At 78.2% G+C, this 19,863-nt stretch carries 10 protein-coding genes and 1 pseudogene; 8 read left to right on the forward strand and 3 right to left on the reverse strand.

Annotation, left to right across the window (positions count from 1 at the left end; genetic code table 11):
* Positions 1-114: 114 nt before the first annotated feature.
* Together ACYVO2_RS08630 and ACYVO2_RS08635 are read right to left on the reverse strand one after the other, a co-directional pair.
* Entirely contained in the window at positions 115-852 is a 738-nt protein-coding gene (locus ACYVO2_RS08630) for a Mut7-C RNAse domain-containing protein (protein WP_461007036.1), read from the reverse strand.
* An 18-nt stretch (positions 853-870) separates the two neighbouring features.
* Complete coding sequence (locus ACYVO2_RS08635; protein ID WP_461007037.1) at positions 871-1,338, reverse strand: NUDIX domain-containing protein; 468 nt, start codon at positions 1,336-1,338, stop codon at positions 871-873.
* Between the two features lie 84 nt (positions 1,339-1,422).
* Here ACYVO2_RS08635 and ACYVO2_RS08640 point away from each other — a divergent pair, with 84 nt between their 5' ends.
* Positions 1,423-2,274 carry an aldo/keto reductase gene (locus ACYVO2_RS08640; protein WP_461007038.1) on the forward strand — a complete coding sequence of 284 codons (852 nt, stop codon included), beginning with the start codon at positions 1,423-1,425 and terminating at the stop codon, positions 2,272-2,274.
* Positions 2,275-2,568: 294 nt separating this feature from the next.
* Here the strand turns inward: ACYVO2_RS08640 and ACYVO2_RS08645 are convergent, their stop codons facing one another.
* Positions 2,569-3,615, reverse strand: coding sequence for an ADP-ribosylglycohydrolase family protein (locus ACYVO2_RS08645; protein ID WP_461007039.1), 1,047 nt, complete (start codon positions 3,613-3,615; stop codon positions 2,569-2,571).
* Positions 3,616-4,217: 602 nt separating this feature from the next.
* On the opposite strand from ACYVO2_RS08645, the gene ACYVO2_RS08650 reads away from it, so the two are divergent.
* The 7 genes and pseudogenes from ACYVO2_RS08650 to ACYVO2_RS08680 all read left to right on the forward strand — a co-directional run bounded on the left by ACYVO2_RS08650 (position 4,218) and on the right by ACYVO2_RS08680 (position 19,860).
* Complete coding sequence (locus ACYVO2_RS08650) at positions 4,218-11,219, forward strand: SDR family NAD(P)-dependent oxidoreductase (protein ID WP_461007040.1); 7,002 nt, start codon at positions 4,218-4,220, stop codon at positions 11,217-11,219.
* Complete coding sequence (locus ACYVO2_RS08655; RefSeq protein WP_461007089.1) at positions 11,213-15,712, forward strand: beta-ketoacyl synthase N-terminal-like domain-containing protein; 4,500 nt, start codon at positions 11,213-11,215, stop codon at positions 15,710-15,712. Before ACYVO2_RS08650 ends, ACYVO2_RS08655 begins: the two co-directional genes overlap by 7 nt.
* Positions 15,713-15,776: 64 nt before the next feature.
* Positions 15,777-16,025 (forward strand): annotated as a pseudogene (locus ACYVO2_RS08660) (acyl carrier protein); the annotation flags it as partial.
* An 84-nt stretch (positions 16,026-16,109) separates the two neighbouring features.
* The gene (locus ACYVO2_RS08665) at positions 16,110-16,940 is read left to right on the forward strand and encodes an alpha/beta fold hydrolase (RefSeq protein WP_461007041.1); all 831 of its coding nucleotides are present in this window, start codon (positions 16,110-16,112) and stop codon (positions 16,938-16,940) included.
* A complete protein-coding gene (locus ACYVO2_RS08670) occupies positions 16,937-18,124 on the forward strand; it encodes a glycosyltransferase (protein ID WP_461007042.1) in 1,188 nt (395 codons plus the stop codon). The genes ACYVO2_RS08665 and ACYVO2_RS08670 overlap by 4 nt, the downstream gene beginning before the upstream one ends.
* On the forward strand, positions 18,121-19,188 hold the full coding sequence (locus ACYVO2_RS08675) for a class I SAM-dependent methyltransferase (protein WP_461007043.1): 1,068 nt from the start codon (positions 18,121-18,123) through the stop codon (positions 19,186-19,188). The genes ACYVO2_RS08670 and ACYVO2_RS08675 overlap by 4 nt, the downstream gene beginning before the upstream one ends.
* A gap of 117 nt (positions 19,189-19,305) precedes the next feature.
* Positions 19,306-19,860 carry a TerD family protein gene (locus ACYVO2_RS08680; protein ID WP_461007044.1) on the forward strand — a complete coding sequence of 185 codons (555 nt, stop codon included), beginning with the start codon at positions 19,306-19,308 and terminating at the stop codon, positions 19,858-19,860.
* Positions 19,861-19,863: the final 3 nt, after the last annotated feature.

Genomic DNA, 19,863 nt, shown 5'->3' on the forward strand with positions numbered 1-19,863 from the left:
GCGCGGGCGTGTCGCGCGGGGTGCCGCCCACCGCGGCGGCGCGGTGGGCGGCACCCCCCGCCGCCGTCGGCGCGCACGGCGGCGGGGCGGGGGCCGCGAACGGCCCCCGGGCGGTCACACGGCCGCGCCGCCGAACTCCGCCAGCGCCTGCGCGACGATCGACTCCAGGTGGGCGTGGTGGGCGCCGCGCCAGTAAACGCGGTCGCAGGAGGTGCAGCGGGCGAAGACGTCGTAGGTGCGCCGGGTGCCTTGCTCCAGGCGGTGGGTGACCTGGTCCTTCTCCGCGGCGGCCAGGGCGCCGTTGCAGGCGGTGCAGCGAGTCCACGGGGCGAGCGGCGGGGCGAAGCGGCCGAGGACGTCGCGCAACTGCTCGTCCGGGCGGTCGCTGTAGACGTAGGCGCCCGACCACAGCTCCCTGCGCCGCAGCAGGCCGCGGTCGCGGGAGAGCAGCACCCGGCGCTGGGCGGCGGAGCGCGCGGCCAGGGCGGGGTCGCCGATGTCGTCGCGCTCGTACGCGGCGTCCACCCCGAGCAGCCGCAGCCGCCGGGCGAGGGTGCCCAGGTGGACGTCGAGCAGGAACCGCAGCGGCGCCCCGGGGACCCGCTGCGGGCGCACGATGGCGTGCACCTCCACGGACTCGCCGGGGCGCGGCACATGGGAGGCGCGGACCGGGCGGCCGTCCACCAGCAGCCCGCCGACCTCGGTGAGGGGCACCCCGAGCGACTCCACCAAGTGCCCGAGGGTGGACGTGCCGTCGATCGGGACGGCGGCGGCGCCCCGGCGGCGGTCGGCACCCGCGGTGAACAGGCGCAGCTCGGGGGCGAGACTGATGTGGATCTCCGGTGCGGTCACACCGCCAGGGTGCCACGGTCAGCCGACGCGCCGGGCCAGGCGGTCGAGGAACACACGCTGTCCGGCGACGAGCCTGTCCCGGGCCTCGGCGAGGGAGAACCACGCCACCTTGTCGATCTCCGGGAAGGACTGCACGCGGCCGGAGCCCCTGGGCCACTCCATGTCGAAGGTGCCGGGGGCGATGAGGTCGGGGTCCAGGTCGCCCTCCACCGCCCAGATGGTGACGACCTTGCCGCTGGGCTGGCGCGCCGCGCCGAGGTCGAGCAGTTCGCCGTCGGGCGCGGGCAGGCCGAGCTCCTCCAGGAACTCGCGGCGCGCGGCGGCCAGCGGCTCCTCGTCCGCCTCGTACTCGCCCTTCGGCACCGACCAGGCCGCGCTGTCCCTGGCCTCCCAGAAGGGGCCGCCCATGTGCCCGATGAGGACCTCCAGGCCGCCCGGCGGCCTGCGGTAGACGAGGATTCCGGCGCTGCGTCGTACGGCTGTCATCCCCCCAGTCTGCCCACCGGGCGCCCGGGCGGGGCCGAACCGCCTTGGTAGCGTTCGCCCCTCGATCGAGAGGCGGGGACGGGGATGGCGAACGCGACGTTTCGTGTCGGCGGGGACTTCGAGGTGCGGCGGCTGGGGTTCGGGGCCATGCAGCTCCCGACCGGGGCGGGGCCCGCCCGCCAGGAGTCCGTGCGGGTCGCCCGGCGGGCCGTGGAGCTGGGCATCACCCTCATCGACACGGCCCACCTGTACGGCGGGGGCGCCAACGAGGAGCTGCTCGCCGAGGCCCTGCACCCCTACCCCGACGGGCTGCTGCTCACCACCAAGGTCGGCGTCGCCCGGTCGCCCGACACCGGCGAGTGGGGGCTCGACGGGCGGCCCGAGGTGCTGCGCGGGCAGGTCGAGCAGGCCCTGCGCCGGCTGCGCGTGGAGCGGATCGAGCTGCTCCAACTGCACCGCGTCGATCCCCAGGTGCCCCTGGCCGACCAGGTCGGCACGCTGCGGGAGCTGCGGGAGGAGGGCAGCATCGCGCGGATCGGGCTGTCCGAGGTGTCCGTCGCGGAGCTGGCCGAGGCGCGGCGGATCGCCGACATCGCGAGCGTGCAGAACCGCTACAGCGTGCTCGACCGGGAGCACGAGCCGGTGCTCGACGCCTGCGCCGAGGCGGGCATCGCGTTCCTGCCGTGGCGGCCGGTCGCCGGGGCGGCGTCGGGCGGCTCACCGGAGATCGGCGCCGTGGCGGCGGAGCTCGGCGCCACCCCCGCGCAGGTCGCGCTCGCCTGGCTGCTGGAGCGGGCACCGGTCGTGCTGCCGATCCCGGGGACCGCCCGGATCGACCACCTGGAGCAGAACAGCGCCGCGGCGGACCTGCGCCTGACCCCGGAGCACCTCGCCCTGCTGGACGGGCCGGCGCGGCCGGGGGCCGGGGAGGGGTGAGGCGGGGGCGGTCCGCGGCGCCGGGGGGCCTCGGCGCGTGACGGTCCGTCCCCCGGCCGGGCGGCGCGTGTTCACCGGGTCGGGCGAACCCGGTGACCGGGCCGCGGCTCCGCCGTGCGCCGGGGCGTTTTGGCAGGTGAAAGGGGTTCCGGCGGGTGGGCGGGCCCGGGGATCACGGCATGCGGAACCTCCGGGGGCGCGTGATGATGGCATCACCCGTGCACGCGCGGGAGGCACTTCGGACGGAGCCAGTCAGGCATGGAGATGATGGGACCACCCCCGCACGCACGGGGGTCACGGCGAAGAACGCGCGGGCCCCGCGGCCCTTCCGGGACCGTCCCCGCACCCGCGGGGCGCGCTCTGCCCGGAGGGTCGGGCGGGCCTCCCCGGCGCCGCCCCTGCCCCCGAGCCCCACTCCCCGGGCAGCGGCTCCACGGCCGCCCGCCACCGCTCCGGGATTCCCCGCAGGCCGGTCCTGGCCGCCACCACCCCGCCCGCGATCGCGCAGGTGGTGTCCATGTCGCCGCCGCCGGTCACCGTCGCCCACAGGGCGGATGCCAGGTCGTCCGCGCGGGTGGCGGCGCACCACAGGGCGAACGGCACCGTGTCCTGGGCGGAGATGCGGTGGCCGGAGCCCAGGACCGCCGCGGCGTGACGGACCGTCGTGGACGCGGGCAGGCGGGCGGCGATACGCAGACCCGAGCGCACCTCGGAGGGCGGCAGGTGGCCCGCGACGGCCGTCAGGAGGTCCGCGGGGGGCGGGCCGCCACGGGAGCGGGCGGTGAGGGCGGCGGCGACCGCCACCGCCACGGCGCCCGCGGCGGCCTCGGGGTGGTGGTGGGTGACCGCCGCCTGGCGCCCGGCCTGCCGCGCCGTCTCGGCCAGGTCGTCCGCGAGCCAGGCGCCGAGCGGCGCCACCCGCATCGCGGCGCCGTTGCCGTACGAGCCCTGGCCCTCGAACTGGCCCGCCGTCACCCGGCGCCACGGCTCGCCCGCCCCGACGCGGCGCAGCACCTCGTGCATGGACCCGCCGTACTGGCGGTACGGGTCGGCCGCGTAGGTGGCGGCGAAGGCGAGGGCGAGGGCGTCCTGGTCCACGGCGGCGGGCGCGGCCGGGCGCTCGGCGGTGTCCGGGGCCGCGCCGGTGGCGGCGAGGTGGCGGACGAGGGTCAGGGCCTGGGCGGTGTCGTCGGTCCACGGCCACGGGCCGTCGCCCGGCGCGGCGCGGCGGGCCATGGCCCCCTCCCGGTCCTCGCGCGGCACGCGGAACCAGGCGCCGCCGAAGGCGTCGCCGAGGACGAGGCCGCGCAGCGAGTCGAGGGCGGCGGGCGGGATGCGCATCGCGCCAGTCTCGCAGTGGCCGCCGCGGGCCGGCACCGGGTTTTCCCCCGGGGGCGGGCGCGGTGTTTTCCGGCAACCGTGCGGGGGCCGGGCGGCGTCCTCCTTCCCGGGGCGGCACCGCGGAGCGCGGGCGGGCATTTCCCGGAAATGAGCGGCATGTGCGGGGACACGGCGGGAAAGCGCGACAACCGGGTTTTTTCGGCGTGTCACGGACCGCCCCGGGCCGGCGTTGCACCTTTTCCGGCCATGATCCGACCATGGACATGAAGATTTAACAACCTCGCAGCTTGACGACCCGCTCGCGCCATGCGCGCGAACCTGCCACGAAGCCCTCGGCCACCCTCGTGAACAGTGGCGCGATCCCGCCCCCGTGACCGGCCCGCGACCGGTGGCGCGAACATTTTCGGAGACGGCGGAAAATTGTCCCCGCATTCACCGGGGCGGCCGCGCGGCGCGGGAAAGCGGACCGGGCAGGTTGACCGGTCGGTAACTTCGTGGCTACTTTCGACGCTCGCGTCCCCGAATTAGCCGGGCAGCGCAAGTGGCATTTCTGCCCGTGTCCGGTTCTTCCCCTGCGCCATCGATTCTCTCGGAGAGAACCCATGTGCTCAGCGAGCCCCGGTGCGACAGTCATCGGCATCACTCCCCTCGGTGAACCGGACGCCAGGCTGGCCTCGGCCGTCAGCCGCGCCGGCGGGCTCGGCGTCCTCGACCTCGGCCGCGGCGACCTGCGGGCCCGCGAGGAGCTGGCGCGACTGCGCCGCTGGTCGTCCGGCGCCCGGTACGGGGTGCGGGTCGCCGCGGGGTGCCGGCTGGACCCCGGCGAGCTCGGCGAAGGCCCGTGCGCCGTGGTGCTCGGGGTGGACGCGCCGTGGCGGCCGAGCGACGCCGGGGCGGGCGGGCGCCGGGTGCTGGCCGAGGTCACGGATGTGGAGCAGGCGCTGGCCGCGGTCCGGGCGGGCGCGCACGGGCTGGTGGCGCGGGGCGCGGAGAGCGGCGGGCGGGTCGGCGAGCTGAGCACCTTCGTGCTGCTCCAGCACCTGCTGGGCGAGCCGCGACTGGCGGGGGTGCCCGTGTGGGCCTGCGGCGGCATCGGGCCGCGCACGGCCGCCGCCGCGGTGGCCGGGGGCGCCGCCGGGGTGGTGCTGGACTCCCAGTTGGCGCTGCTGGCGGAGTCGGGCCTGCCGGCGGAGGCCGCGGCCGCGCTGCGGTCCATGGACGGGTCGGAGACCGTCGTCGCGGGCGGGCACCGGGTGCTGCGCCGCCCCGGGGCCGGCCCCGCCCTCCCGGCGGAGGACGCCGACCCGGCCCTGGTGGCGGGCCTGCTCGGGGTGCGGGAGCTCACGGCGCGACTGCTGCCGGTGGGCCAGGACGGGTTCCTCGCGGCGTGGTTCGCGCGGCGGTGCGGCGACGCCGCGGGCGCGGTGCGGGCGGTGCGGGAGGCGGTGCGCGGCGCCCTCGGCGACGACGAGGCCGCGGCGGCCCTGCTGCCGGGCTCGGCGATGTGCCGGGCGCTGGGCACCGCGTTCCCGGTGGCGCAGGGGCCGATGACCCGGGTCAGCGACCAGGCGGGGTTCGCGGCGGCGGTGGCGGCCGAGGGCGGTCTGCCGTTCGTCGCGCTGGCGCTGGCCGGGCGGGAGCGGGCCCGGGAGATGCTGCGGGAGGCCGGGGCGGCGCTGGCCGGGCGGCCGTGGGGCGTGGGCGTGCTGGGGTTCGCGCCGGAGGAGGTCAGGAACGCCCAACTGGAGGCGGTGCGGGAGGCCCGGCCGTCCCACGCGATCGTCGCGGGCGGGCGCCCCGCGCAGGCCGAGGCGCTGGAGCGGGCCGGGATCGCCGCGTTCCTGCACGTGCCCTCGCCGGGCCTGCTGCGCCAGTTCCTCGGCGCGGGGGCGCGCCGGTTCGTCTTCGAGGGCTCCGAGTGCGGCGGCCACGTCGGTCCTCGGGCGAGCTTCCCGCTGTGGGAGGCCCAGCTCGCGGTGCTCGCGGACTTCCTGGACGGGCCGGACGGCGCCGGGCAGGCGGAGCGGGTGCAGGTGCTGTTCGCGGGCGGGGTGCACGACGCGCGGTCGGCGGCGATGGTGGCCGCGCTCGCCGCCCCGCTGACCCGGCGCGGCGCCGCCGTGGGCGTGCTGATGGGCACCGCGTACCTGTTCACCGAGGAGGCCGTGGCGCACGGCGCGGTCGGGCCGCTGTTCCAGCGGCAGGTGCTGGCCGCGCGGCGCACCGTGCTGCTCACGACCGCGCCCGGGCACGCCACCCGCTGCGTGGCCAGCCCGTTCGCGGACGGCTACCGGGCCGTCAAGGAGGAGCTGCGGGCGCGGGGCGTGCCGGAGCGGCGGATGTGGGAGGAGCTGGAGCGGCTCAACGTCGGGCGGCTGCGGCTGGCCAGCAAGGGCGTGGAGCGCGGCCCCGGCGGACGGCCCGCGCCGGTGGACGAGGAGCGGCAGTTGCGCGACGGGATGTTCATGGCGGGCCAGGTCGCGGTGCTGCGCTCGCGGGTGACGACCCTCGCGGCGCTGCACCGGGCGGTGGGACCGGAGGCCGCGGACTTCCTGGCCGCGCGGGCGGCCGGGGCGCGGGAGCGCGCGGACGGGCGGGACGGGCGGGAGGGGCGCGAGAAGGCCGCGCCCGCGCCGCTCGACGTGGCGATCGTCGGGATGGCCTGCATGTTCCCGCAGGCGCCCGACCTGGCGTCGTTCTGGGCGAACGTGGTCGGCGGCGTGGACGCCGTCACCGAGGTGCCGCCGGAGCGGTGGGACCCGCGGGTGCACTGCGGGGAGGGCGGCGCGGTCACGTCGAAGTGGGGCGGGTTCCTGCCGCGGATCCCGTTCGACCCGCTGCGCTACGGCATCCCCCCGGCGTCGCTCGGCAGCGTCGAACCGGTGCAACTCCTGGCGCTGGAAGCGGCGCGGCGCGCCCTGGACGACGCCGGGTACGGGGACGGCGGCCGGGCGTTCGACCGGGCCAGGACGTCGGTGGTGTTCGGCGCTGAGGCGGGCAGCGACCTGTCGAACGCGCAGACGCTGCGCGCCGTGCTGCCGTCCTACCTGAGCCGGGTGCCCCCCGCCCTGGCCGAGCAGTTGCCCGAGCTCACCGAGGACTCCTTCCCCGGCATGCTCGCCAACGTCGTCTCCGGGCGGATCGCCAACCGGCTCGACCTGGGCGGCGCCAACTACACGGTGGACGCCGCCTGCGCCTCGTCGCTCGCCGCCGTGGACGTGGCCTGCAAGGAGCTGGTGTCGGGCACCAGCGACCTGGTGCTGTGCGGCGGCGCCGACCTGCACAACGGCGTCAACGACTACGTGCTCTTCTCCTCGGTGCGCGCCCTGTCCCCGACCGGCAGGTCCCGCGCGTTCGACTCGTCCGCCGACGGCATCGCGCTCGGCGAGGGCGTGGCGTGCCTGGTGCTCAAGCGCCTGGCGGACGCCGAGCGGGACGGCGACCGCGTCTACGGGGTGATCAAGGGCGTGGGCAGCTCCAGCGACGGGCGGTCGCTGGGCCTGACCGCGCCCCGCCCCGAGGGGCAGCGGGCCGCGCTGGAGCGGGCGTACCGGGCCGCCGGGGTCTCCCCCGCCGACGTGGGCCTGGTGGAGGCGCACGGCACCGGCACGGTCGTCGGCGACCGGACGGAGCTGACGGTGCTCGGCGAGGTGTTCACCGCCGCCGGGGCCGCGCCCGGCACCTGCGCCCTGGGGTCGGTGAAGTCGCAGATCGGGCACACCAAGTGCGCCGCGGGGCTGGCCGGTGTGATCAAGGCGGCGCTGGCCCTGCACACCGGGGTGCGCCCGCCGACCCTGCACCTGTCCCGGCCCAACGCGGCCTGGGACGCCGAGCGCAGCCCGTTCGTCTTCCACACCGAGGCCGCGCCGTGGGCCGCGCCGGTGGAGGAACGATTCGCCGGGGTGAGCGCGTTCGGGTTCGGCGGCACCAACTTCCACCTGGTGCTCGCCGCGCACGACGGCGGCCCGCCCCCGGCGCACGCCCTGCACGCCTGGCCCGCCGAGCTGTTCTGCTTCCGCGGCGGCGACCGGGCGGCGGCGCTGCGCGCGGTGGAGGAGCTGCTGCGCCTGGTCGAGGCGGGCGAGGCGGCCGGGCGGCCGTGGCGGCTGCGGGACCTGGCGCTGGCCGCCGCCCGCCGCGGCGACGCCGGGCACGGGCCGGTGCGGGTGGCGGTGGTGGCCGAGGACACGGCCGGCCTGGCGGCGCTGCTGCGCCGGGCGCTGGCCGGCGAGCACGACCCGAAGGCGGGCCTGCGCCTCGCGGGCGAGGACGCGGACGCCCCGGGCCGGGTGGCGTTCCTCTTCCCCGGCCAGGGCAGCCAGCGCCCCGGGATGTTCGCCGAGCTGTTCGTCGCCTTCCCCGAGCTGCACCGCTACCTGGAGCTCGGCCGCGCCCACGCCGCCGCCCTGCACCCGCCCGCCGCGTTCGGCGAGGACGCCCGGTCCCGGCAGCGGGCCCGGATCACCGACACCCGGGTGGCGCAGCCCGCCCTGGGCATGGCGGGGCTGGCCGCGCACGCGCTGCTCACCGCGGCCGGGGTGCGGCCCGACATGGCGGGCGGGCACTCCTACGGCGAGCTGGTGGCGCTGAGCGCGGCGGGCGCCCTGGACCCGGCGGACCTGCTGGAGCTGAGCGCGGCGCGGGCCGAGGCGATCCTGGACGCGGCCGGGTCCGGCGCCGACCCGGGGGCCATGGCCGCGGTGGCGGCGGGGCCCGGCGAGGTGGAGCGGGTGCTGGCCGCGGCGGGGCTCGGCGGCGCGGTGGTCGTCGCCAACCGCAACGCGCCGGAGCAGACCGTGGTCTCCGGGCCGACGGACGCCGTGGAGGCCGCGGTGCGGGCGCTGAAGGGCGCCGGGCGCGGCGCCAAGCGCATCCCGGTGGCGTGCGCCTTCCACAGCCCGCTGGTGGCCGGGGCCGGGGAGGCGTTCGCACGGGCGCTGGCGGCGCGGCCGGTGCGGGCGCCGGAGTTCCCGGTGTGGGCGGGCCGCACCGCGGCGCCGCACGACCCCGACCCGGGGGCGCTGCGCGCCGAGCTGGCCGCGCAGATCGGCGCCCCGGTCCGGTTCGCCGAGCAGGTCGAGGCGATGTGGGAGGCGGGCGCCCGGGTGTTCGTGGAGGCGGGGCCCGGCACCGTGCTGACCCGCCTGGTGGGCGCGGTCCTCGGCGACCGCCCGCACCGCGCGGTGCCGTGCGCGGGGCACCGCGGCGACCTGCGCGGACTGCTGGACTCCCTCGCCGAACTGGCCGTCGCCGGGCTCCCGGTGCGCTGCGGCTGGATGTTCCGGGGCCGGGACGCCGTGGAGCCCGACCCGGCGCGCCCGCCGAAGCGGCCCGGCTGGACGGTGGACGGGCAACTGGTCCGCACTGCGGACGGGGAACTCCTGCCGGGTGCGCTGGCACCGGCCCGACGTATCGCGGAGGCGGTTGTGACGGAAGCGGACGGGGCGATCCGGGCGAGCGGAGCGACCGGAGGGGCCGGGGCGGGCCCGGCGGAGGGCGGCGCCGAGGCGCTGGTGCGGGAGTTCCTGCGGAGCAGCCGGGAGATGGTGGCGGCGCAGCGGGACGTGCTGCTGACGTACCTCGGGGCCGCGCCGAGCACCTCCCCGGCGGCCCCCGCCCCGCACGCGGGCCCGCTGCCGGTGGACGGGCGGGTGGTGCCGGGTGAGGTGATGCCCGGTGACGTGATGCCGGGCGACGCCGTGCCGGGCCGGGCCGTACCGGATCCCGCCGCGCGGTCCGCGCCCGGGCCCGCCGCGGCCCCGGGCGGGCCGGTCACCGCCGAGCAGGTGCTCCGCGTGGTCGCGGAGATCATCAGCGAGCGCACCGGCTACCCGGTGGACATGATCGAGCCGGACCTCGACCTGGAGGCCGACCTCAGCGTGGACTCCATCAAGCGGGCCGAGATCGCGGGCGAGCTCGCCGCCCGGCTGGGCGTGGCCGGGGAGGGCGCGGCGGCGCTCGGCGACGCGGACCTGGAGCAACTGGCCAGGGCGCGGACCGCGGCCGCCGTCACCGACTGGCTGACCGCCCGGCTCGCTCCCGCGGGACAGGACGCGGTGGCGCAGCCCGTACCCCCGTCCCCCGGTGAAGGGCCTCCGCCGGACGGCGGGGTGACGTCGGACGGCGGGGTGCCGCCGGTGGCCGGGGAGGCGCCGCGGCGGCTGCGGATGCGGCCGGTGGCGCTGCCGGAGCCCGAGGGCGACCCGGCCGCGGTGCTCGCGGGCGCGCGGCTCGCGCTGCTGGGGGACGGTGACGGCGCGGCGGACGCGCTGGCGGCGCGGCTCGGCGAGCTGGGCGCGCGGGCGGTGCCGCTCGGCGCGGGCCACACCCTGGGCGAGGACGACGGCCCGTTCGACGGCGTGGTGCTGCTGGACCCGCTGGCCGACTCCGGGCCGCCCGTGCTGCCGGGCGCGTTCCCCGTGGTGCGGGCGGCGCTGGCCCGCGGCCCGCGGTGGCTGCTGGCCGCGCGGCGCGGGCAGGCGCGGACGGCCGGGCTGCGCGGGCTGTTCCGGACGGTGGCCGGGGAGTACCCGGACCTGACCGCGCGGGTGGTGGACCTGCCGGACGCGGCGGCGCCGGGCGAGGTGGCCGGGGCGCTGGTCGCCGAGCTGACGAGCCGTGACCCGGCCCCGGTGGTGCTGCGCACCGGCTCCGGGCGGCAGGGCCTGGCGCCGGTCGAGGCGCCGCTCGGCGCGCTCGCCTCGTCCGGCGCGGGCCCCGCGGGCGACGGCGCCGCCGAGGCCGAGGCGCTCGGGCTCGGCCCCGAGTCGGTGGTGGTGCTGGTCGGCGGGGCGCGCGGCATCACCGCCCGGTTCGCCGCCGCGCTGGCCTCGGCCGCCCGCTGCCGCGTCGAACTGCTCGGCCGCACCCCGGAGCCGGAGGGCCCGGAGGACCCCGCGACCGCGGACGCCCGCGACGGGACGGCGCTGCGCGCGGCGCTCGCGGCGCTCGGCGGGCGCACGCCCGCGCAGATCCAGCGGGAGGCGGCGGCCCTCCTGGCCCGGCGCGAGGTGGCCGCCACCCTCGCCGAGCTGACCGCGCTCGGCAGCCGGGCGCGGTACCGGTCGGTGGACTTCCGGGAGCCCGACGCGGTCCGGCAGGCGGTGAAGGAGATCCACGCGGAGCACGGCCGCCTCGACGGCGTGGTGTACGCGGCCGGGGTGATCGAGGACAAGCTGATCGCGGAGAAGTCCCCCGAGTCCTTCCAGCGGGTCTTCGACACCAAGGCGGGCGGCGCCGCGGCGCTGCTGGAGGCGCTGGAGCAACTGCCCGGCGGCCCGGCGTTCACGGTGCTGTTCGGCAGCGTCGCCGCGGTGCTCGGCAACCGCGGGCAGGCGGACTACGCGGCCGCCAACGACGCGCTGGAGGAGCTGGGGGCGCGGTGGTCGGCGCGCACCGGCCGCCGCGCGCTGACCGTGCACTGGGGCCCGTGGGCGCCGTCCGGGGCGCACGGCGGGATGGTCACCCCGGAACTGGCCCGCGAGTACGCCCGCCGGGGCGTGCGGCTCATCGACCCCGAGGAGGGCACCCTGGCGCTGCTGCGCGAGCTGGCCTGGTCGCAGGAGCCGTCCGGCTCGGTCGTCTACACCGCGTCGGGCTGGTGAGCGTGGCGGGCGCGGCGCCGGTCGCCGTCGTCGGGATGGCGGTGCTGCTGCCCGGCGCCCGCGACCTGGACGCCTACTGGCGGAACCTGGTCCAGGGCCGGGACGCGGTCACCGAGGTCCCGGCCGGGCGGTGGGACCCCGAGTACTACGCGCCGGGCGCCGCCTCCGGCGCCCCCGACCGGGTGTACTGCCGGCGCGGCGGGTTCGTGGACGACATCGCCGAGGTGGACGTGGTCCGGTTCGGGATCATGCCCGCGTCCGTGGCGGGCACCGAACCGGACCAGTTGATCGCCCTGCACGTGGCGGCCGCGGCCCTGGCGGACGCGGGCGGCGAGGAGCGGCTGCCCGACCGGGACCGGGTCGGCGTGGTGCTGGGCCGCGGCGGCTATCTGACGCCCGGCCTGGCGCGCCTGGACCAGCGGGTGCGCACCGCGCGGCAGCTCACCCGCACCCTGGCCGAGCTGCTGCCCGAGCTGGGCGCCGACCGGTTGGAGCAGGTGCGGCGGGCGTTCACCGAGCGGCTCGGCCCCGACCGGCCCGAGGCGGCGATCGGCCTGGTGCCGAACCTGGCCGCGTCCCGGGTCGCCAACCGGCTCGACCTGCGCGGCCCCGCCTACACCGTGGACGCCGCCTGCGCCTCCTCGCTGGTGGCGGTGGACCAGGCGGTGGGCGAGCTGGCGTCCGGGCGGTGCGACGTGATGCTGGCGGGCGGCACCCACCACTGCCACGACATCACCCTGTGGAGCGTGTTCGCGCAACTGGGCGCGCTGTCCCCGAGCCAGCGCAGCCGCCCGTTCCACCGGGACGCCGACGGCATCCTCATCGGCGAGGGCACCGGCGTGGTGGTGCTCAAGCGGCTCGACGACGCGCTGCGCGACGGCGACCGGGTGTACGCGGTGATCCGCGGCACCGGCGTGGCCGGCGACGGCCGGGCCGCGGGCCTGGTCAACCCGGACCCGGGCGGGCAGGCCCGCGCCGTGCGGCGGGCCTGGGCCGCGGCGGGCCTGGACCCACGGGAGCCGGGGTCGCTGGGGCTGCTGGAGGCGCACGGCACCGCCACCCCGGCCGGGGACACCGCGGAACTGGCCACGCTCGCCGAGGTGTTCGGGCCCGCCGGGGGCGCGGGCGGGCGGGCCGTGATCGGCTCGGTGAAGTCGATGATCGGCCACACCATGCCCGCCGCCGGGGTCGCGGGGCTGGTCAAGGCGGCGCTCGCCCTCCACCACGGGACGCTGCTGCCCACCCTGCACTGCGACGACCCGCACCCGGGCCTGGCGGCCACCAGGTTCCGGGCGCTCGCCGCCGCCGAGCCGTGGCGGGTCCCGCCCGGCGGGGTGCGCCGGGCGGCGGTGAACGCCTTCGGGTTCGGCGGCATCAACGCCCATGTGGTGCTGGAGGAGCCGCCGGGTGCCCCCGCCCCCGCCGGGCGGCCCCGCGTCACCGTCACCGAGCCGGAGCGGGCCCTGACCCTGGCCGCGGACGGCCCGGAGCGACTGGCCGCGCTGCTGGCGGCGGACGACTCGGCGCTGCTCGCCCGCGGCGCCGACCCGGGGCACCCCGGGCCGGTGCGGCTCGGCGTGGTGGACCCCACGCCCAAACGGCTCGCCCTGGCCCGGCGGGTGGTGGCCCGGGGCGGCCCGTGGCGGGGCCGCAACGACGTGTGGTTCGCCCCGCGCCCGCTGCTGGGCGGCGGCGGCAGGCTCGCGTTCCTCTTCCCCGGCCTGGAGAGCGAGTTCGCCCCGCGACTGGACGGGGTGGCCGAGTACTTCGGGCTGCCCCGGCTCGACGGGGCCGACGCCCGGGTCGGCGACGTCGGGCGGCACGGCGTCGGCGTGTTCGCCGTCGGCAGGCTGCTGGACGCGGCGCTGCGCCGCATGGGCGTGCGGCCGGACGCGGTGGCCGGGCACAGCGTCGGCGAGTGGACCGCGATGGCGGCGGGCGGCCTGTACGCGGGTGAGGAGGTGGACGCGTTCCTCGCCTCCTTCGACCCGGACGCGCTGCACGTGCCCGGGGTGGTGTTCGCCGCGCTCGGCGCCCCGGCGGAGCGGGTCGCCGCCCGGCTCGCGGAGCACCCAGGCGTGGTGCTCTCCCACGACAACGCCCCCAGCCAGTGCATGGTGTGCGGCCCGCGCCAGGCGGTGGAGGAGTTCGTCCGGGCGATGCGCGCCGACGGCGTGATAGCGCAGGTGCTGCCGTTCCAGTCCGGCTTCCACACCCCGATGCTGGCGCCGTGTCTGGCGCCGATCCGGGCGGCGGCGGAACGGTTCCGGCTGCGCCCGCCGCGGGTACCGGTCTGGTCGGCGACGACCGCGGCCCCCTACCCGGAGGCCGAGGCGGACGTGCGGGAGCTGTTCGTGCGGCACCTGCTGGAGCCGGTGCGGTTCCGGCCGCTGACCGAGGCGATGCACGCCGCCGGGTTCCGGGCGTTCGTCGTCGTCGGCACCGGGCAGTTGGCGTCGCTCGTCGGGGACACCCTGGGCGCGCGCGAGCACCTGGCCGTGGCCGCGAACACGCCGCACCGCGACGGGCTGGCGCAGTTGCGGCGGGTGGCGGTGGCGCTGTGGGCGGACGGGGCGCGGGTGGACCCGGCGCTGCCCCGGCCCGGGTCGGCGCGCCGCGGCGGGGCCGCCCCGGCGCGACTGGACCTGGGCGGGGCGCTGATCGGCCTGGACGGGCCGCGCCTGGCGGAGCTGCGCGACGCGCTGCGGCCCGCCCCCGCGGCGGGGCCCGGCACCGGACTCGACGCGCTGGCCGGGAGCTCCCCGCTCGCCGCGGAACTCGGGGCGCTGCTGCGGGAGACGGCGGGCACCGCGGCCGAGCTGATCGCCGCGGGCGCGGGGCAGGGGCGCGCCGCCCCTCCCCCGTCCCCGCCGCCGTCACCGCAGCCGCCGTCACCGCAGCCGTCCCCGCCGGGTGGGCGGACCGTGCTGCGGGTGTCCACCGCCGACATGCCTCACCTGCGGGACCACTGCTTCTTCCCGCAGCGCGCGGACTGGCCGGACGAGGCCGACCGGTGGCCGGTGGTGCCCGCGACCACGATCGTGGCCCATCTGATGGAGGCGGCCGAGCGGGACGCGCCCGGGCTGCGGGCGGTGGCCGTGCGCGACGCCGGGTTCGGCCAGTGGGTGACGGCGTCCCCGCCGGTGGACGTGCCCGTCACCGTCACCCCCGCCCCGGACGGCCGCCGCGTCGCGGAGTTCGGCCGGGCCGCCCGCGCCACCGTGGAGCTGGCCCCCGCCTGGCCCGCCCCGCCCGCGCCGTGGCGGGCCGGCCCCGGGGAGCGGGCGCCCGAGCACACCGCGGCCGACCTGTACCGGGAGCGGTGGATGTTCCACGGGCCGGCGTTCCGGGGCGTCACCGCCCTCACCGGCATCGGCGAGGCGCATGTGCGGGGCGTGCTCACCGTGCCGCCCGCGCCCGGCGCGCTGCTGGACAACGTCGGCCAGTTGCTCGGCTACTGGATCATGGCCACCCGCGCCGAGCGGACCGTGGTGTTCCCCGTCGGCATGCGGCACCTGCGGTTCTTCGGCCCGCACCCGGCCCCCGGCACCGCGGTGGAGTGCCTGGTCAGGATCGTCTCCCTGGACGCCACCACGCTGGAGGCCGAGGCGCAGCTCGTGGTGGACGGCACCGTGTGGGCGGAGCTGACCGGCTGGCGGGACCGCAGGTTCGACAGCCACCCCGAGACCCGCCCGGTGGAGCGCTTCCCCGAGCGCAACACCCTCTCCCGGCCCCGGTCCGGCGGCTGGGTGCTGGTGCACGAGCGCTGGTCGGACCTGGCGTCCCGTGAGCTGATCATGCGCAACCACCTGGGCGGCCCGGAGCGCGAGGCGTACCAGCGGCACCCGCCGCGGGGCCGCAGGCAGTTCCTGCTCGGCCGGATCGCGGCCAAGGACGCGGTGCGGCGCTGGCTGTGGGCGCACGGCGCGGGCCCGGTGTTCCCCGCCGAGGTCCGCATCGGCAACGACGGGTCGGGCCGCCCTTACGCCGTCGGCGTGCACGGCAGGGCCCTGCCGCCGCTCGACCTGACGCTGGCCCACCGGGCGGAGGCGGCCGTCGCCCTGGTGGTGCCGCGCCCCGCGGGGCGGGAGGCGGGCGGGCCCGGCCCCGGCATCGACATCGAGGAGGTCAGGGAACTGGACCCGGCCACGCTCGCCGTCGCCTTCGGCCCGGAGGAGCTGGCCCTGCTCGACCGGGTGTGCGCGGCGGAGGGCGGTGGCCGGGCGCGATGGACGGCGGCGTTCTGGGCGGCGAAGGAGGCGGCCGCGAAGGCCGAGGGCACCGGGTTCCTCGGCCGGCCGCGGGCGTTCGCGGTGGAGGCGGCCGAGCCGGGGCGGCTGGTGGTGCGGGCTCCCGGGCCCGCCCGGCGCCGGCACGCGCTGCGCGCCGTGTGGACGGCCAACCCGCCCGGGCTGCCGGAGCGGGAATACGCCGTGGCCTGGACCCCAGGGGCGGCGCACGACGACGAGGAGAACACAGGTGACAAGAGCTGAGCCGACCGCCGTCGCGGACCCGGGCGCCGCGCTCCGGGCCACCGTCCTCGCGGAGATCGCCGGGATGCTCCGGGCGATGCTCGACGAGTACGGGCTCGACGACATCGACATCACCGCGGACACCCGCTTCACCGAGGACCTGGAGCTGGAGAGCGTCGACCTGGTCACCCTGGCGGGCAGGCTGGAGGAGCGGTACGGGCGGCGGGTGAACTTCGCCGAGTTCGTCGCCGGGCTGGAGCTGGACGAGATCGTCGGCCTGACCGTCGGCCGCCTCGTCGAGCACGTGGCGGCTTCCCTGGAGGCCGCGGAGGCCGCGGAGGGCACGGAGGCCGGGCGGGCCGCGGAGGCCGGGCGGGCGGGTCCTGCCCGTCCGGTGGCGGACCGGGAGGGCTGACGGGTGGTGATGATCGACACCGGCGGCCCGGACGGCGTCCGGCTGCACGCGCAGCGCTTGGCCCCGCCCGGCGGCGGACCGCCCGCCGCCACCGTCGTGCTGCTGCACGGCCTGCTGGTGGACAGCCTGGCCAGCTACTACTTCACCGTCGCGCCCGGCCTGGCCGCCGCCGGGCTGGACGTGGTGATGTACGACCTGCGCGGCCACGGCCGCAGCGAGCGCCCCGCGACCGGCTACCGGCTCCGGACGCAGGTCGCCGACCTGGCGCGGCTGCTCGACCGGCTGGAGGTCGCCGGGCCCGTGCACCTGGTCGGCAACTCCTTCGGCGGGACGATCGCGTTCGGGTACGCCGTCCTGAACCCGGAGCGGGTGGCGGGCCTGACGCTGGTGGAGTCGGAGCCGGCCACGCCCGCGTGGGCGGTGAAGCTGCGCGGGCTGCTGGGCCGGGTGGAGACCGAGCTGGCCGGGAACGAGCAGGCCGCGCTGGACTGGCTCGCCGCCACCCAGGGCCCCCATCTGGCCCGGGTGTCCAAGGGCGCGGCCAGGCTGGTGCGGGCGACCCGCATCGCGCGGGAGGTCCCCGACAGCGAGGTGCTCACCGAGGAGGAGATCCGCACCGTGCGGCACCCGGTGCTCGCGGTCTACGGCAGCGAGTCCGACCTGGGCGCGCAGGGCCCGTGGCTGCGGGGGCTGCTGCCGCGCTGCCGGACGGTGGTGCTGCCGGGCCTGGAGCACTCGGTGCTGGTGGACGCGCCCGGCCTGGTGCTGGAGCTGGTGCTGTCGTCGCTGCGCGACCACGGCGTGCCGGTGCTCGCCGGGGCGGGTGCCCGGTGAGCCGCTTCCTGTTCGTGGTGCCGCCGCTGGTCGGGCACGTCAACCCGGCCGTGGGCGTCGCCGCCGAGCTGGCCGGGCGCGGGCACGCGGTGGCGTGGGCGGGGATGCCCGAGGTGGTGCGCGGCCTGGCGGGCGAGGACGCCGTGGTGTTCCCGTGCGCGGTGCCCGGCGACGTGGCCGGGGTGGCCGGGCGGCCGCCGCAGGTGCGCGGCGCCGGGGCGCTGAAGTTCCTGTGGGAGGGCTTCCTGGTGCCGCTCGCCGAGGCGATGGCACCGGGGGTGCGGCGGGCGGTGGCGGCGTTCCGGCCCGATGTCGTCGTGGCCGACCAGCAGGCGTTCGCGGGCGCGCTGGTCGCGGAGGCGCTCGGGGTGCCGTGGGCGACCTCGGCGACCACCTCCGCGGAGTTCACCGGCGCCCTGGACGGCATGCCCAAGGCGGACGCCCGGCTGGCGGGCCTGCTCGCGGACCTCGCCGCCCGACTGGGCGCCCCGCCCGGGACGGACCCCCGCTTCTCCCCCCGCCTCACCCTCGCGTTCACCACCGCGGAGCTGGCCGGCGACGTCCCCCGCGCCCCGCGCGGCATCCGCTGGGTGGGGCCGTCCGTCGCCGCCCGCCCCCACGCGCCCGCCTTCCCCTGGGACTGGCTCGACCCGCGCCGCCCCGCCGTCCTGGTCACCCTCGGCACGGCCAACACCGACGCCGGGGCGCGCTTCCTGGCCGAGTGCCGGGAGCTGGCCCGCGCCAGGTCGGGACTGCTCCAGATGGTCGTCGTCGATCCCGCGGGCGAACCCCACGAGGACAAGGACCTGCTGGTCACGCCCGCCGTCCCCCAGCTCGCCCTGCTGGCGAAGGTGTCCGCGGTGGTCTGCCACGCCGGGCACAACACCGTGTGCGAGGCGCTGTGGCACGGCGTCCCGCTGGTGGTGGCGCCCATCCGCGACGACCAGCCGGTGGTGGCCGGGCAGGTGGTGGACGCGGGCGCGGGCGTCCGCGTCCGGTTCGGCCGGGTCACCGCGGCCCGGCTCGGCGAGGCGCTGGACGCCGTGCTGACCGGGCCGGGCCACCGCGCCGCCGCCGAGCGGATCGGCGCGTCCTTCCGCGCGGCCGGCGGCGCCCCCGCGGCCGCCCGCCACCTGGAACGCCTCGCCGCACCCATCCCCCACACCCCCAAGGCGGAACGATGAAGGACAGCACCTCCCGCGCCGCGGCCGTCGCCGCCGCGCGCCCCCGCTACCAGGCCGACCTCGCCGGCGGCGTCGAACGGTTCCGGCAGCCGCGCCGCCCCGACTGCCCGTGGTGCGGCTCCACCCGACTGCGGCAGCGCCTGCGCACCACCGACCTGCTCCAGCGCAAACCGGGCCGGTTCGTGCTGGACCGCTGCGACGACTGCGGCCACGTCTTCCAGAACCCCCGGCTCACCGCCGAGGGCCTGGAGTTCTACTACCGGGACTTCTACGACGGCCTGGGCGAGAAGAACCTCGAGGGCGTCTTCTCCGGCCAGGACCCGTCCTACCATGCCCGCGCCCGGTCCCTGCTCCCCCACGACGACACCCCGAAGAACTGGCTCGACGTCGGCACCGGCCACGGCCACTTCTGCGCCGCCGCCCGCGCCGTGCTCCCCGACACCCGCTTCGACGGCCTGGACTTCGGCGAGGGCGTGGAACTAGCCGCGCGGGCCGGGCGGATCGACCGCGCGCTGCGCGGCACCCTCGTCGAGCTCACGGACGAGCTCACCGAGAGCTACGACGCGGTGAGCATGTTCCACTACCTGGAGCACACCCCCGAGCCCAAGCGCGAACTGCTCGCCGCCCGGCAGGTGCTGCGCCCCGGCGGCCATCTGCTGATCGACGTCCCCGACCCGGAGAGCCGCTGGGCCCGGGTGCTGGGCCGCTGGTGGCTGCCCTGGTTCCAGCCGCAGCACCTGCAACTGATGCCGGTGGCCAACCTCAGGCGCGAACTGACCTCGCTCGGCTTCACCGTGGTCGCCGAGCAGCACGCCGAGGCGCACATCGCCGCGGACCTGCTGGGCGCCGTCTACCTCCTCCTCAACAGCGCGACCCCGCCCGAGGACGCCCCCTGGCACCCCCGCCCCGCGACCCGCTCCCGCCGCGCCCTGCGCACCGCCGCCTTCGTCTGCGGCATCCCCGCCCTCCTCGCCGCCACCGCCGCGGACCGCCTCCTGATCGCCCGCCTCGCCCACCGCCTCGGCCTGTCGAACGCCTACCGCCTGGTGGCCAGAAAGAACTGACCACCTCCCGACGACGCCGGGCCGCCCACCCCCTCCCCGCGAACCCCGCCCGGGCCGGGTCGCGGCGATATGCTGGCGGTTGGTCGTGGCCCGGGTGGGTGAGTGCGGGTCAGGTGGGTGTCGTGGGGAGGGAGTTGCGCGGTGAGTGGGCTGAACAAGGGGCTGCGGAAGGTCGAGGTGGGGCTCAAGTGGGACCCCAGCCCATTGGGTGCGTCCGCCAGTGACCTGGACATCATCGCGGGGACCTACCACGCGACCGACCCGTACGGGGAGCCGGGCTACCTGGTGCACTTCGACAGCAGGTCGCCCGACGGCACCATCATCCTCCAGCGCGACAGCCACACCGGCCAGGGCCTGGGCACCGACGAGTCCATGACGCTGGAGCTGGACCGGCTCTCGCCCGCCTACGCGCGGGTGGTGGTGGGTGTGGCGATCCAGCAGGGCAGCGGGCGCAGGACGTTCGGGGACGTGGCGAACACCCGGGTGCGGATCAGCGAGGGGTACGACGAGCTGGCCGTGGACGACTTCTCCGGGGTGGCGTGGGCCACGGCCGCCACGGTCGCGGAGTTCACCCGGGGCGACGGCGGGCAGTGGCGGATGCGGGCGGTGGTGCGCGGGTTCGACGCGGAACCGTCCGCGTTCGCCCGGGCGATGGGCGCCGACCGGCTCTGAGCG

The sequence above is a fragment of the Streptomyces capparidis genome (genome assembly GCF_054782095.1).